Origin of the sequence: Thorsellia kenyensis (assembly GCF_042432445.1) — a bacterium.
Taxonomy (GTDB): domain Bacteria; phylum Pseudomonadota; class Gammaproteobacteria; order Enterobacterales; family Thorselliaceae; genus Thorsellia; species Thorsellia kenyensis.
Window position 1 is genome coordinate 182,132 of record NZ_JBHLXE010000108.1, and the last position, 15,899, is coordinate 198,030.

8 protein-coding genes are annotated in these 15,899 nt (G+C 34.9%); 5 read left to right on the forward strand and 3 right to left on the reverse strand.

What is annotated here, in order from left to right; all coding sequences use genetic code 11:
• Positions 1 to 224: 224 nt before the first annotated feature.
• Positions 225 to 3,674, reverse strand: a complete 3,450-nt coding sequence (locus tag ACFFIT_RS12070; protein ID WP_385877979.1) for a hypothetical protein — start codon at positions 3,672 to 3,674, stop codon at positions 225 to 227.
• 1,041 nt (positions 3,675 to 4,715) lie between these two features.
• On the opposite strand from ACFFIT_RS12070, the gene parC reads away from it, so the two are divergent.
• The 5 genes from parC (at position 4,716) to asd (ending at position 12,200) form a co-directional block, all read left to right on the forward strand.
• On the forward strand, positions 4,716 to 7,028 hold the full coding sequence (gene parC, locus ACFFIT_RS12075) for a DNA topoisomerase IV subunit A (protein ID WP_385877981.1): 2,313 nt from the start codon (positions 4,716 to 4,718) through the stop codon (positions 7,026 to 7,028).
• 20 nt (positions 7,029 to 7,048) lie between these two features.
• Positions 7,049 to 7,810 (forward strand): 1-acylglycerol-3-phosphate O-acyltransferase, encoded by a 762-nt coding sequence (locus ACFFIT_RS12080; protein WP_385877983.1) that lies wholly within the window; start codon positions 7,049 to 7,051, stop codon positions 7,808 to 7,810.
• Positions 7,811 to 7,826: 16 nt separating this feature from the next.
• Positions 7,827 to 9,254, forward strand: coding sequence for a multicopper oxidase domain-containing protein (locus ACFFIT_RS12085; protein ID WP_385877985.1), 1,428 nt, complete (start codon positions 7,827 to 7,829; stop codon positions 9,252 to 9,254).
• Positions 9,255 to 9,319: 65 nt separating this feature from the next.
• Entirely contained in the window at positions 9,320 to 10,846 is a 1,527-nt protein-coding gene (rmuC, locus tag ACFFIT_RS12090; RefSeq protein ID WP_385877986.1) for a DNA recombination protein RmuC, read from the forward strand.
• Positions 10,847 to 11,093: 247 nt separating this feature from the next.
• Positions 11,094 to 12,200: an aspartate-semialdehyde dehydrogenase gene (asd, locus tag ACFFIT_RS12095; RefSeq protein WP_385877988.1), complete on the forward strand. Its 1,107-nt coding sequence runs from the start codon at positions 11,094 to 11,096 to the stop codon at positions 12,198 to 12,200.
• Positions 12,201 to 12,339: 139 nt separating this feature from the next.
• On the opposite strand, the gene dnaJ is transcribed toward asd, so the two are convergent.
• Both dnaJ and dnaK read right to left on the reverse strand, forming a co-directional pair.
• Positions 12,340 to 13,464: a molecular chaperone DnaJ gene (gene dnaJ, locus ACFFIT_RS12100; RefSeq protein WP_385877991.1), complete on the reverse strand. Its 1,125-nt coding sequence runs from the start codon at positions 13,462 to 13,464 to the stop codon at positions 12,340 to 12,342.
• Between the two features lie 123 nt (positions 13,465 to 13,587).
• On the reverse strand, positions 13,588 to 15,498 hold the full coding sequence (gene dnaK / locus ACFFIT_RS12105) for a molecular chaperone DnaK (protein WP_385877993.1): 1,911 nt from the start codon (positions 15,496 to 15,498) through the stop codon (positions 13,588 to 13,590).
• Positions 15,499 to 15,899: the final 401 nt, after the last annotated feature.

Consider the following 15,899-nt stretch of genomic DNA (forward strand, 5'->3'; position numbering starts at 1 on the left):
TGGTAACAAATGTTTAAAAATATACATCAAAGAAGCAATAAACTCTATAAAAAAAACATTAAGTTTTCTTCATGTATCGATTAGATCAATTAAAAATGTTTTAATTAAATAGCTTAGATAAAAAAGTTAGGGAAAAGTAAATTTTGAGGTAGCCTAAGTTTTATCGGTATAGATAGAACTTAGGCTATAAATAGGAGCAACTAAAATAGGATAAATAATATTTATTATTTATTTTCTTTGATTATGTCTTTTAACTCAAGATGATAAACAATAGCAGAGTTTTCAAATAACCCTACTGGCATATTACTTGCAGTATACCTTCTGCTGGCAGGGCCTACCATTCTCCATTTTTCACCCTTACTCATGCGCATCACTGCATCTTGAAGTACTTTAGGTAATTCAGTCACTTTGACATTTGCTTCTTGCTCCATGATGACAGTACCATCACTTCGTAACTCTCTGATGGAAAGAAGAACTGTGTTTTCAGCGGTTGCTTTAACACCATTACCTGGACGCATAATTCTGAAATAGTTACCATTCGGTAGAGGGTAAGTACCACGAATTGATTTAAAGCTTTCGATATAAGCCGCGTCGCCTTCTAACGATTTTCGTTCTACCATTCCTGTATTTTGATTAAGTTCATTAACAATGACTAATGCTTCAGAAGTTGTCATTTTATTGCTTGCATTTAAAGTATCTGTCAATCCTGCCAAAATAAATTCGGTATTTAGATCCTTACCAGCTTGTTTTTGTTTTTGTAAGCCTCTTTTATAATCATTAGCAAGTAAAACACCTGTAGCGTAAGCTTGTTTTTCAAGTTCATTTGCCGGTGTAGCCTTACTGCTTGTAGCAATCGATCTGCTCTTATCATTAGGTGCATTTTGAGAGAGAGATTTGATTTGTTCTTCTAGAGCCTGTATTTTATCATTTGCCGCATTTAATTGTGATGAGAATTCCTTGGAATCGGAAGCTGCTTTATTTTGAATTTTTGTAGATTCATCTAATTCATTTTGTATATTTGCTAATTCAACAGTCAATTTATTTTTTGCATCCAATGCCTCTTTAAGTTGCTTCTCATAATCAGCCTTAACTTTATCTAATTGATTAGCATTATTTGCTTTGTTTTCTTCAAGAACCTTTAGTTTATCTTCTAAAGATTTAAGTTGAAGATTTGCTACAGCTAAAGTTTTATTTTCCTCAGCCCTTTGTGCGAGTTTCTTTTCGTATTCTTCAGACTGTTTTTTAGCAGCACTCTTTATTTTATCTAATTCCGATAGTAAGGAATTAATACGAGCAGTTTGTTTCTCAAGTTCCGGCTCTAAATCATTTTTATTATTTGCCATACTGAGAGATTCATTAGCTTTAAGAGCTGCATCTCTTTCTTCAGTCAGTTTTTTAACTTCTTCATCATTACGAGCAATCAAATCACGTAATAATTGCATCTCTTCGTTTGTTTTCTCATTATTGATTCTATTTTCTTTTTCAAATCGACTCACCTTCTCTTTTAAATCAGCATTTTCAGACTCTTTTTGACTGAGCAATGACTGTGTATTAGAAAGTTCTTGAACAACTTTAGAATCACTTGTTTCGAGAAGTTTTTTTAATTCAACTAACTGTTTTTCAAGTTTGTTTATTGTTTCTTGGTTTTTCGAAGCTAATAATTCTGCATCCTTTGCTCTAGTTAATGCCGCTTGTAGCTCTTTGTTTAGTGCAGCCTTCTCATCAGCATGTTGAACAAGTTGCGCTTTTGCATCATTAAGCTCTTTTTCAAGTTTACGATTTAGCTCATTTATTTTATTTTGTTCGGTAGTAATAAGTGTTTCATTTTTTTTGCTTAATTCTTTTATGGTTGTTTCATTATTTTTCAGCGCTTTATTTGCAGAGGCGAGTTCTTTAGTTAATTCCTCAATTTGATTATTTAATTCAGGAATTTTTTTATCATTGAGTGTTTTAGCGTCTTTTAATTTTTCCAGTTCACTGTTCAGAGACGCTATAGATTCATTTTTCTTTTGAATTTCTTGCTCAAATTGAGTCATTTTTGCTGAATGTTCTGCATTATTTTTTTCTAAACTTCTAGAAAGATCTTGTAGTTCAGTTTTTTGTTTATTTAATGCTTTATTTGCATCGTTTAATTGTTCAGTCAATGTTTTAATCTGCTTACTCAATTCACTGTCATTTTTTTCAGTTGAAGATTTTGCAGATTCTAGGTCTGATAATTGCAAGGTCAGATCTTTTATAGTCGCTGATCTTTCTTGATTAACCTTTTCTAGTTCCTCAATCTTAATTTTTTGATCAGCTTGAGTTTTAGCAAGTGTATCTTGCGCTTCTTTAAGAGCAGTTTGTAATTTCGCTAAGTTTTCATTGACCTTGTCTTTCTCATTACTTTGGTTTAACAAGGACTTTTCTGCTTTAGCTACTTTTTCCTCGAGTTGTTTTATAGTATTCAGTTGCTCTTTATCTTGTTCTTGCGCTGCTTTAAGCTGGTTTGTTGCAGAAACTAAAGAATTATTGAGGTCACTGTTATCTTTTTCTTTTTGTGCTAACAGCTCTTGAGCAATTTTGAGTTCTGTCTGAAGCTTTGTATTCAGATCATTGATTGTTTTTTGCTTTTCATCTTCAGATTTTTTACTTTCTGCAGTGATTTTTTCTAACTCTGCTTTGAGTTTTTTGTTCTCTTCTTGCGCAAGAGTTAAAGAGTCCGTGAGTTGCTTGATTTTAGTCTCAAATTCACTGATAGAGTCAGTCTGCTTTTGCAAATTATTTTTAGAGGCATCAATTGTTTTTTGTAATTCATCCAATTGTTGAGTTTTTTTCGCTAATTCAGCCTCTAATTGAGCTTTTAATTGACTATTTGTTTGTTGTTCTTTTGTTAATGCTTCGTTAGCTGCTTTAATTTCATCTTGTAATTTTGCTATGCTTGCCTTGTTATCAATGTTTAATGTCTCAGAGGATTTAGCTTTGTTAATTGCTTCTTCAATTGATGAATTTAAGGCTCCTACTTTAGTCTCACTTGCTTTAAGAGATTCTGTTAGTGCATCAATTTTTGTTTGTTGTTCTTTTGTTAATTTATTGGAATTAGCGACTTCTTTACGCAATGCTTCTAATTCTGCTTTTTGTTTTATTAATAATGCCTTTTCTTCTGCACTTAAACCTTGATTTTTATTGGATTCATCTGTTGATATTTTACCTGATAGAATAGCCGCCGCTTTTTCTTCTTCTGTTTGAGCAGAGACAATCGGTTTTTTAATAGTCTCGTCGACTTTAGGTTTTTGCAAAGAAGTTGCTTTTGTCGGTTCGGTTGGCTTTTGAGCAGAGGAGGGCTCAGCCGTTAAAACAGGTTTTTTAGCTTGTATTTCTTGCTGAGCACTTTGCTGTTTAGGTCTAGTTTGTTGAGTGCGTGCAGGTTTAGGTGTTACAGGTGGTGGTGGAGGTGGAGCAGGAATTTCAATAGTTTGAATTTCATCAAGCCAGCTATTTTGGGATGAATTTAGTAAATCATCAATATTCTCAACTCTTGGGTTATTAGCCAAGCTGTAACCGGAGAATACAGTAATGGAAAGGGATGTTATTAGCATCAATGTAATACGGTTTAATGAGAATTGTTTTTTCAACAAGTGATGCTTATTTTCGTTACCATGCGAATTTAAAGGTGTTTTATGATAAGTTAACGTCATTCTCTACTTTTCCGTATTAATTGGGGATTAAATTACTTAATCCAAACCATCTCTTCCGCTCTTTAGATGTATCTATTTTTGTTTTAAGCTCTTATTATAATGACTAATTAATTTTAGTCGACAATTAGATTTAAAAATCAAAAAAAATCTTTATATTGGTCTTATTTACAACAAACATTTTAAACGTATAATTTTAAAATTTTTTGAAATTTAGCTGTTTTACAATCGAATGAATTTATTTTATCTAATTGATTTATAGTTTAAATTATTTTTTTTAGTGTGATAGACAAAATTTAACTCCTGAAATGCATGAGTGTTATTAATCCATCTCTATTGGTTGATGTATTTGTAAATGATAGGAGTTTTTATTCATTTTCCAATTCTATTATTCTTAATTTTTTATTGTATGGCATTTTTCATTTTACTTTGAAGTTATTTGTCATTGGACAATCGGATAAATCTTTATTACTGAATGTGGATACTTAAGGCAACAGGGGCTTTGATTTGCCGATATCTGTTGTCTGATAAATAAAAATACATTTGTCATAAAACGGCACCTTATAAAAGCAAATGCTGCCCATAAATTATTTAACTGCATAGGGTATAAAAATAGTTATATTAAATATTGGGTCTTAATTTATCGCTCATTATTTTGAAGCGTTAAATCATCCCAATTGAAAAAATCATGTTAATTTAATTGACACATTCTACGTTTAAAAACAGGATATACTTAATGGAAATTAAGCTGCAGATTTAGGCATTACTAAACACCCACTCAATAGGCATCGGTAAAATATCAGCACCTGCAACTTGAAGTAACTTCAGTATATAATTAATTATTCCTATTTTAAAAAGATCTCTAATGTCATGAGCTGATCGAAATGCAGGTTGATAATTGTGGTTCAATATGTCTACCCCATCTTATGACTATTTTTAACATTTTAAAAATTACTATCAATTTCGATCAAGCTGACATTTTATGGTAATATAGTTTGAATTATTTATAGAAATTATAGACGTATTTTTAATTTTGGAAGGCTAATGACTGATTTAATAAAAGACGATAACAATTCGAACGATGAATTGTCTAAGCAAGTAACAATTACGGATGAAGGTATAGAAAAATTACCTCTATCAATATTTACTGAAAATGCATATTTGAATTATTCAATGTACGTTATTATGGATAGAGCATTACCATTTATAGGTGATGGACTCAAACCCGTACAGAGACGAATTATTTATGCAATGTCGGAATTGGGTTTAAATGCTACCGCAAAATATAAAAAATCAGCGAGGACAGTTGGTGATGTGTTAGGGAAATATCATCCTCATGGTGATAGTGCGTGTTACGAAGCCATGGTTTTAATGGCTCAACCCTTTTCTTACCGCTATACTTTGGTTGATGGTCAAGGTAACTGGGGAGCTCCAGATGATCCTAAATCCTTTGCGGCCATGCGTTATACAGAATCTAGATTATCAAAATATGCTGACTTATTACTTAGTGAACTAGGTCAAGGAACTGTTGATTGGCAACCTAATTTTGATGGTTCATTAGATGAACCTAAAACATTACCTGCACGCTTACCTAATCTTTTACTCAATGGGACGACAGGAATTGCGGTAGGTATGGCAACTGATATTCCTCCTCATAACCTGAAAGAAGTCGCATTAGCTGCAATCCATCTTCTCGACAATCCTGATGCGTCCCTTGAAAAAATACTGACTTTCATACAAGCTCCTGACTATCCTACTGATGCTGAGATTATTACTGCAAAAGAAGATATTCTAAAAATGTATGAGTCTGGAAAAGGGTCTCTTCGACTTAGAGCTAAATGGCAAAAAGAAGATGGTTGTGCAGTAATCACTGCTTTGCCTCATCAAGTTTCAGGTAGTAAAGTTTTAGAGCAGATCGCAGCTCAGATGAATGCTAAAAAACTCCCCCTAGTGGAAGATCTTCGAGATGAATCTGATCATGAAAATCCTACAAGGTTAGTCATTGTCCCGAGATCTAATCGTGTTGATTTAGATAACGTGATGAGTCATTTATTTGCTACAACAGATTTAGAAAAAAGTTATCGAATTAATATGAATGTGATAGGGCTCGATCAACGCCCTGCTGTAAAAGGATTAATAACCATTTTAAATGAGTGGTTAGTCTTCAGACGCGAAACAGTAAGAAATCGCCTAAACCATCGTTTGGATAAGGTCTCACAGAGATTACATATTTTAGAAGCGCTATTAATTGCTTTTTTAAATATTGATGAAGTCATCCAAATTATTAGAACAGAAGATGAGCCTAAAGAAGTACTGATGTCCCGTTTTTCATTAAGTGAAAAGCAAGCTGAAGCAATTTTAGAAATTCGCTTGAGACATTTAATGAAGCTCGAAGAAATTAAAATTAGAGCGGAGCAATCTGAATTAGAGAAAGAAAGAGATGAATTGCTTCGCATTTTAGGCAGTGAAAGAGAACTCAGCTTACTCATAAAAAGTGAATTACAAGCTGACAGCAAAAAATATGGTGATGACAGAAGATCATTTATCGTACAAAGAGAGGAAGCTAAAGCACTGAGTGAAACTGACATTACTCCTGTAGAATCGGTAACGGTTATTTTATCCCAAATGGGATGGATAAGATGTGCTAAGAGCCACGACATAGATGCATCAAGTTTAAGTTATAAATCTGGTGACAGTTTTATGGCTTCTGCTAAGGGTCGCAGTAATCAGCCTGTCGTTTTACTAGATAGTACTGGACGAAGCTATGCATTAGATGCAAATAATTTACCCTCCGCAAGAGGACAAGGTGAACCGATTACAGGCAAGATTAATTTAGCACCTGGCGCCAAAATAGAACAGATATTAATGGCAACAGAATCACAAAAATTTGTTGTGGCCTCGGATGCTGGATATGGTTTTATTTGTCAATTTAATGATTTTGTCACTAAAACAAAAGCAGGAAAGCATTTAATTAGCCTTCCACCCAACGCAAATGTGCTTAAACCTTTGATGATAACAGACGACACAATGCAGCTGTTAGCTATCACTAAACAAGGTCGAATGTTATTTTTTCCGGTTACTCAGTTACCAGAGCTTGCAAAAGGAAAGGGCAATCAAATTATTAGCATTAATTCAAAAACTGCGCAAAATGGCGAGGATCTTCTGACTCACCTGTACCTTATTCCTCAAGGAACGGAAATAACTTTCCATATTGGTAAAAGAAAGATTATTATGCGCCAAGAAGATTTAATAAAATATCAATCAGATAGAGGAAAAAAAGGTATTCCATTGCCTAGAGGAGTTCACCCCTTTCAACAAATTGAGCTGCATTTTCCCACAATCACAGATACGCCTTAATATTAATAGGATAATAAATTATGTTATCAGTCATTAGAATCTTTTTAACTGTATTGTTTACTGCTGTTGTTTGTTCTGTCGGCTTAATTATTTGTTTATTTAAGCCAAAAGACTTAAATCATGTTTACAGAGTCGCTCGTTTTTTTAGATTTCTCGCTCCTCTATATGGAATTAAAGTCATTTTGAGATATGAAGATAGATCTACAGTCCCAGAACAGGCTATTTATATTACAAATCATCAAAATAATTTAGATTTAGTGACTGCAGCAGGCATTGTTTCTCCTAAAACAGTAACTGTAGGTAAAAAAAGTCTAAAATGGATACCCATTTGGGGTCAACTGTATTGGTTATCAGGAAACATTTTAATTGACCGAGAAAATCAAAAAAAAGCAATACAAACGATGAATCATGTGGTAGATGAAATTAAACAGAAAGGTGTGTCAATATGGATGTTTCCTGAAGGCACTAGGAGCAGAGGTAGAGGGTTATTACCTTTTAAAGCCGGCGCCTTTCATTCTGCTATTGGAGCTAATGTACCTATTGTTCCCATCTGCGTATCAAATATCACCGGAAGTAAAGTGAATTTAAATCGTTGGAATAATGGCTACGTGATTGTAGAGATGTTAAAACCTATTGATGTAACACCTTATATCGAAGAACAAAACTCAAGAAAAGCAGCAAGAGATCTCTCACAATTGGCTTTTGACATAATGAAAAAACGTATTGAAGAACTTGACAAAGAAGTATTGGAGATAGAAGCCTCAATTGAGCAAAAGCGTTAAAACCGTAAGGACAAGTATGAATAAAAGTGTTTCTCGCCGAGATTTTATAAAAACGAGCTTGATAGGTTCTGCAGGATTGGTTTTAAGTTCGAATTTAAAGGCTAAGTCACCGACTGTGACCTCTTCGACGTTACCTATTCCTCCATTAGCTGAGTCTAAAAGAGGTCAAGCAATTTTCTTGACTGCTCAAAAATGCCAATGGAATTTTACTGCTGGGGTTAAATCAACGGTTTTAGGCTTTAATGGACTACACTTAGGCCCAACAATACGTGTTCGAAACGGTGATAATGTCAAAGTAATTTATTCAAATCGGTTAGCGGAAACAATTTCTGTAAATATCCAAGGCCTTCATTTACCTTCCTCTTTAATGGGTGGATATCATCATCCCATAGGACCTAATCAATCTTGGTCTCCAGTTTTACCCATAAGACAATATTATTCTAATTGCTACTATCATGCCGCAATACCCAAGGGGCAAAGTGAAAAAACTTATCTAGGATTAACGGGTCTTTGGCTCATAGAGGATGAACACAGTAGCAAAATGGATTTACCCAAACAGTATGGAGTGGATGATATCCCCTTGCTTATTCAAGATGTAAGACTTGAAAATGATGGGCAGCTAGTTTTTAAAGCTAACAGTAATGAGGGATTTTTAGGTAATCAATTATCTGTAAATGGTGCGATAAGCCCGACTCTTAATGTTCCTAGGCAAATGATTCGTTTTAGATTATACAATCATGCGAATAGCCGTCAACTACAAATCAAACTGTCATCACAATCTCTTTTTTACGTTATCAGCAATGAACAAGGCTTTTTAGCTAAACCTATTTTAGTTCCTAGCTTATCGTTGTCACCAGGTCAACGAATTGAAATTATTATTGATATGGCAAATGAAGAAACTGTCAATATCGAAGCTGGTCAAGCATTAAGCTTCTGGGATAAAACGAAGCAACTATTTGAATCCAGTGATGCACTTTTATCAAACATTTTACTCACCCTTCAACCTATAGGTGATAAGCCTTTAATTAAAGAAAAACTACCCATCACTCTTGTTGAAAATCCAGTTGTGGCAGGGGATTACATTAAAACTAGGGAATTAAGTTTAGACAACGATCCTCCCGGAATTAATCTTTCTTCTTGGGATCCTAAACGTATTGATACTTATGCTAAATTAGGTACCTGGGAAAAATGGACCATCAAAGCTAAATTTCCTCAATCTTTTAGCTTACAAGGTGCTGTTTTTTTGATCAAGTCCGTTAATGGTGCCCCACCCTTACCTGAAAATAGAGGATTATGCGATACAGTTTGGATAGACGGTACCGTTGAACTTTTGATTTATTTTACACACGTGTCTTCACCTCAAATTCCTTTTGTATATGGTAGTAGAAATTTAACACTTCAAGACGCTGGCGCCTTAGCTCAATTAGTTGTGGAGCCAAGGTAAAAAAACTTGAGTAATATAATTATTGTGAATTTCAAGCTAAATTTTTTTATTTCAGGTATTTTTTGATGCAAATAGACTCTAGTCATATAGGCGTATTAGCTCTGATTGCTCTCATTTTGTTTATTTTAGCAGGAGCGACTGTTTTTTTAGTGATTAGCTTGGTCCGTTTAAAAGTTAATTATCAAAATGAATTATATGAAAATGAGAAATTGACTGAACTTTTAGATGTTGAACAATCTCAAAATACTAGGCTTGCAGAAGAAATAAGGATTCTTAAAGAGCAACTGGAAGAAAGAAAGAAAATCATTGATGTGTTAAAAGAAAAAGGATTTGAAGAAAGTTTATTGCATGAGCAAAAATTGGCTGTTTTAAAGCAAGAAAATTCACAGCTATGCAATGACAAAGAATCTATACAAAAAGAGTGGGAATTATTCAAAGAAACGACTTCGGAAAAAATCCAATTCTTGCAACAGACTGAAACACGTCTAATTCATCAATTCGAAAATTTAAGCCAGAGAATGATAACGCATTCTCAAGATACTTTATCTCAGCATAATCATCAAAATCTGACCTCACTATTATCACCACTTAAGGCTCAAATCGATCTATTTAATCAACAACTGAATGAACGTTTAACAGATGAATCAAAAGAACGCTTTGCACTAAAATATGAGATAACACAGCTTTATGGCCTCAATCAGAGATTAGCTGAAGAAGCGTTAAATCTCACTAATGCACTTAAAAATAATAATAAAATCCAAGGGAATTGGGGCGAAATGATTTTAATGAACTTATTAGAATCCGTTGGATTCATTAAAGGAAGAGAATATACGATTCAAAGTTCGTTTGAAAATGATGAAAAAAAACGTTTGATTCCCGATGTGATTGTTCATTTGCCTGAGAATAAACAAGTCATTATCGATTCTAAAGTTTCTTTGGTTGCTTTTGAAAATTATTATCACGCTAAAGATAGACAAGAGAGTGATGCAGCCATCAAAAGCCTTATCAATTCTATCAGAACTCACATGAAAGGATTGAGCGATAAACAATACCAAAAGTTAAAAGGTTTAAATACCTTAGAATATGTACTCATGTTTGTGCCGATAGAAGCAGCTTTCATTCTAGCCGTTGGAGAAGCAGATAATCTATTGGCAGAAGCACAAAAACTAAATATCATGCTAGTTAGTCCTAGTACCTTGTTTGTCGCTCTTAGAACAATTCAACAATTATGGCGAAGCGAATATAAAAATCAAAATGCTACACAGATCGCATTAAAAGCCTCAAAGCTTTATGATAAATTCAGACTTTTTTTGGAAGATTTTCAATCAGTTGGTTTACATATACAAAGAGTAGATCAGAGCTATCAGAATGCGTTTAATAAACTAAGCCAGGGAAAAGGTAACTTAATACAGCATATTGAAGGATTTAGAACTCTAGGAGTAGATGTTAAAAAACCTATTGATAATATTTTGGTTGAAACGAGTACAACATTAACTGACGAGTTATCGCCAGATGAGACTGTTACTTCTTTGCCTTCTGACACAAATAATGTGAAACAATCATTTTGGGACTTAGAAGACAAAATTTTTTAACTCATTTTACTTAAATTAAATAAAAATTGAGTGATTATCTGCGGAGATTTTCTATTTTGACTCTGTTCTTGCGCAGAAAAGATAACTTTTTTGCATAAAAGACTTTTGCAGATTGTATCTTATTTTGATTCGTGTTTTAATTTCTGTGAGTAACAAATAAAGCAATTGATGTTTTAAGAATTCCTTTAAATTATGATATTCATCCTATAATTATTCAGTATATAACAATTACGATGAGGAGATACAAATGAAAAAAGTTGGCTTTGTAGGTTGGCGTGGCATGGTAGGTTCTGTTTTGATGGATAGGATGATCCAAGAAAAAGATTTTTCGTTAATTCAATCTACATTTTTTACAACTTCTCAAGCCGGACAAGCGGCCCCGAATTTTTCAGGGAGTAGCTCAGGATTATTGGAAGATGCTAATAATATTGAAGCATTAAAAGCTCAAGACATTATTATCACTTGTCAGGGGGGAGATTATACTAGTGAAATTTACCCTAAATTAAGGGCTGCAGGTTGGCAAGGCTATTGGATTGATGCAGCATCAACTTTGAGAATGAAGGATGATAGTATTATTATACTTGATCCTGTGAACCAAAAAGTTATTGAACAGGGCATTGACCAAGGTATCAAGACTTTTGCTGGCGGTAATTGTACGGTGAGTCTCATGCTTATGTCTTTAGGTGGATTGTTTACTAATGATTTGGTTGAGTGGGCTAGTGTGTCTACTTATCAAGCAGCTTCAGGCGGCGGTGCAAAGCATATGCGTGAATTGTTAACTCAAATGGGCTCATTGTATAATGTAGCAAGTTCTGATTTAGCAAATCCTGCGAGTGCAATACTAGATATTGAGAAAAAAGTGACAAGTTTAATGCGCAGTGGCAGTTTACCAGTTGATAATTTTGGTGTTCCATTAGCTGGCAGCTTGATTCCTTGGATTGATACTCAGCTCGATAATGGCCAATCAAGGGAGGAGTGGAAAGGACAAGCTGAAACCAATAAAATTTTAGGGACTCAGTCTCTTATTCCTGTTGATGGATTATGTGTTAGGATTGGGGCTTTAAGATGTCACAGTCAGTCTTTTACACTTAAGCTTAAGCGTGATATTCCATTAGCCGAAATTGAAAGTTTATTAGCTTCTCATAACCCTTGGGTTAAAGTTGTTCCTAATGACCGACAAATTACTATGCAGGAATTAACTCCTGCAGCAGTTACGGGTACCTTGTCTACACCGGTGGGACGTCTGCGTAAATTAAATATGGGACCTGAGTATCTATCTGCATTTACCGTTGGGGATCAATTACTATGGGGTGCAGCAGAGCCACTAAGAAGAATGTTAAGAATTCTATTATAATATAATAAAATTTAGTAAAAGATTTTTCTTGTTCATAATATATAAGGGAGCGAAGCTCCCTTATATAATTGTTAGAACATAATATCTTGTCTGCGTACAACCTATATTCTAAAATATTGGTAGTATATTTTTTATCCTATTAGTTTCCTTTCAGATCATCAAAAAATTTTTTCACCCCGTCGAAGAAACTTTTAGAACGAGGGCTATTATCACATTCTTTATTTTCACCAAAACTTTCACCTAAAGAACGTAATAATTCTTTTTGTTCCTCATTAAGCTTAACTGGCGTCTCAACAACCACTCTACAAATTAAGTCACCTCTCGCTGCACTTCTATATGATTTAACCCCTTTGTCTCTGAGTCTAAATGAACGGTGTGTCTGTGTTTCTGCAGGGATTTTTAGTTTTACTCGCCCATCTAAAGTAGGCACTTCAATTTCACCACCTAAAGCAGCCATTGTGAAACTTATAGGCACATCACAATATAAATTATTCCCATCACGTTCAAAAATAGGATGGGATTTGACATGAATTTCCACATATAAGTCACCTGAAGGGGCTCCATTAGGCCCTGCTTCTCCTTCGCCAGACAGACGAATTCTATTACCACTATCAACACCAGCGGGTACAGTCACAGACAAAGTTTTATATTCTTCAACCCGTCCTTCACCACGACAACTTGTGCAAGGCTCTTTAATAATTTTTCCTCTACCGCGACAAGTTGGACAGGTTTGTTGAACAGCGAAAAAACCTTGTCTCATTTGAACTTGCCCTGCTCCACCACAAGTCGTACACGTTGTTGCAGAGGTGCCTGGTTTAGCACCAGATCCATTACAAGGTTTACAGTTTTGCAATGTAGGAATACGAATTTCTTTTTTTACGCCACCAACAGCTTCTTCAAGCGTAATTTCTAATCCATAGCGCAAATCAGCGCCACGTGCTTGTCTTCTGCCACCACGGCCACCACCAAAAAGATCTCCAAAAATATCCCCAAACATATCGCCGAAATCACCTTGTGCACCACCTCCCATGCCTCCTTGTTCAAAGGCTGCATGGCCGTATTGATCATAAGCTGCACGTTTAGAGGAATCGCTGAGTACTTCATAAGCTTCTTTGATTTCTTTAAATAATGCTTCTGATTCTTTATTACCTTGATTTCTATCTGGATGATGTTTCATCGCCAAACGCTTATAGGCTTTTTTAATTTCTGCTTCTGTTGCACCGCGAGCTAAGCCTAATAGTTCGTAATAATCTTTCTTTGACATAAAAATAATAGTCCTTTTTGTAAACAAATAAACGGGCGTCAAGTTACCTTAACGCCCGTTTAATCATGACATTGATAAGTAAAACGCATGCCACACGAGACGTGAAGTCATGTTTTAGTAAATTTACTTATTGTCCTTTACTTCTTCAAATTCAGCATCGATGGTGCCATCATCTGGAGCATTTTGTTTGCTTCCATTTCCAGAATCAGCTTGACCTTGTTGCGCTTGAGCAGCTTCCATTAACTTACCTGATGCTGCAATAAGTGCTTGTATTTTTGCTTCAATTTCCGCTTTATCTTCACCTTTAGAGGCAGTTTCTAATTCCGATAAAGCAGTGTTGATAGTATTTTTGTCTTCCTCAGCTAAATTTACACCCACTTCTTCAAGTTGCTTGCGTGTTGCATGAATCATTTGATCTGCTTGGTTTCTAGTAGAAACCAGTTCTTCAAATTTACGGTCGTTTTCGGCATTCATTTCTGCATCGCGAACCATTTGTTGGATTTCTTCTTCACTAAGGCCTGAAGATGCTTTAATTGTTATTTTTTGCTCACGATTAGTGTTTTTATCTTTTGCAGACACATGTAAAATACCATCCGCATCGATGTCAAAAGTCACTTCAATTTGAGGCGTGCCGCGAGGCGCTGGTTGAATACCATCAAGATTAAATTGACCTAATGATTTGTTATCAGCAGCGCGTTTACGCTCCCCTTGTAACACATGTATTGTCACTGCAGATTGGTTATCATCAGCTGTTGAGAATACTTGGCTGTGTTTTGTCGGTATAGTCGTATTTTTAGGGATTAATGCTGTCATGACACTACCCATTGTTTCAATACCCAAAGATAATGGTGTAACATCTAATAAAAGTACGTCTGTAACATCACCGCTTAAAACCCCACCTTGAACAGCAGCACCAATAGCAACAGCTTCATCTGGATTAACATCTTTGCGCGGTTCTTTACCAAAGAAATCAGTAACCGTTTTTTGGACCATTGGCATGCGCGTTTGCCCACCTACGAGGATCACATCTTGTACATCATTAACAGATAAACCCGCATCTTGAAGAGCAACTTTAACAGGTTCAATCGAACGCGCCACTAAATCTTCCACTAAAGACTCTAATTTTGCACGAGTGACTTTGATATTTAAATGTTTAGGGCCTGTTGCATCCGCTGTGATGTAAGGTAAATTAACATCAGTTTGTTGAGCTGAAGACAGTTCAATTTTTGCTTTTTCCGCAGCTTCTTTTAAACGTTGCATAGCTAATGGGTCATTTTTAAGATCAAAGTTTTGATCTTTTTTAAACTCATCCACTAAATAATTGATTAAACGGCTATCAAAGTCTTCACCACCTAAGTGTGTGTCACCATTTGTTGCAAGCACTTCAAACGTTTTTTCACCGTCAACTTCATCAATTTCAATGATTGAGATATCGAAAGTACCGCCACCTAAATCGTATACAGCAATTGTACGATTGCCTTGTGCTTTATCCATACCGTAGGCTAGTGCTGCTGCAGTTGGCTCATTAATAATACGTTTAACATCAAGCCCAGCAATACGACCGGCATCTTTTGTTGCTTGTCTTTGCGCATCGTTAAAGTAAGCAGGAACAGTGATAACAGCTTCAGTTACAGCTTCACCCAAGAAATCTTCCGCTGTTTTTTTCATTTTTTTCAATACTTCGGCAGAAACTTGAGGGGGAGCAATTTTGTCTCCTTTAATTTCTAACCATGCATCACCATTGTCTGCAGGCACGATTTTGTATGGCATAATATCTTTATCGCGCTGAGCTTCATTATCCTGGAATTTACGGCCTATTAGACGCTTTATAGCAAAAAGTGTGTTCTCAGGATTAGTAACTGCTTGGCGCTTAGCTGGTTGGCCAACTAAAATTTCCCCATCTTGAGTATAAGCAATAATTGAAGGGGTAGTACGATCACCCTCAGCATTTTCAATGACACGGGCTGTATCACCATCCATAACAGCTACGCAAGAGTTTGTTGTTCCTAAATCTATTCCTATAATTTTACCCATAATAATTCTCCAAATAGTTTTTCAAAAGTTTTAAATCAAATTAGTCAGCGATAGTTAACTTACTATGTCTCAAATATGAGGTTCTTTTTCTCTTTTTCAAGTCATTTTCAAAGGGTTTTTTATTTTAACTTATTACTTATTTAAGTAGTTCAGTTATTTTTCGCTTTACAAGTCCTATGTTGGGATGAGTTTTCATAATTCAAGAGGGGGCTGTTTATAATTCTTTTAAAGATATTTTTTTAATTAAGTTATTTAATTGCAATTTAACTCTTTGATTAAGGTATTTTTACATTCCTTACATTTACTACCGTGTTAATAGATACAAGCATTTTAAATTTATACTCAGAGATATCATTCTTATTAATAGTTCTTTACTTTACTTAGTACAGCTTTACCAATTA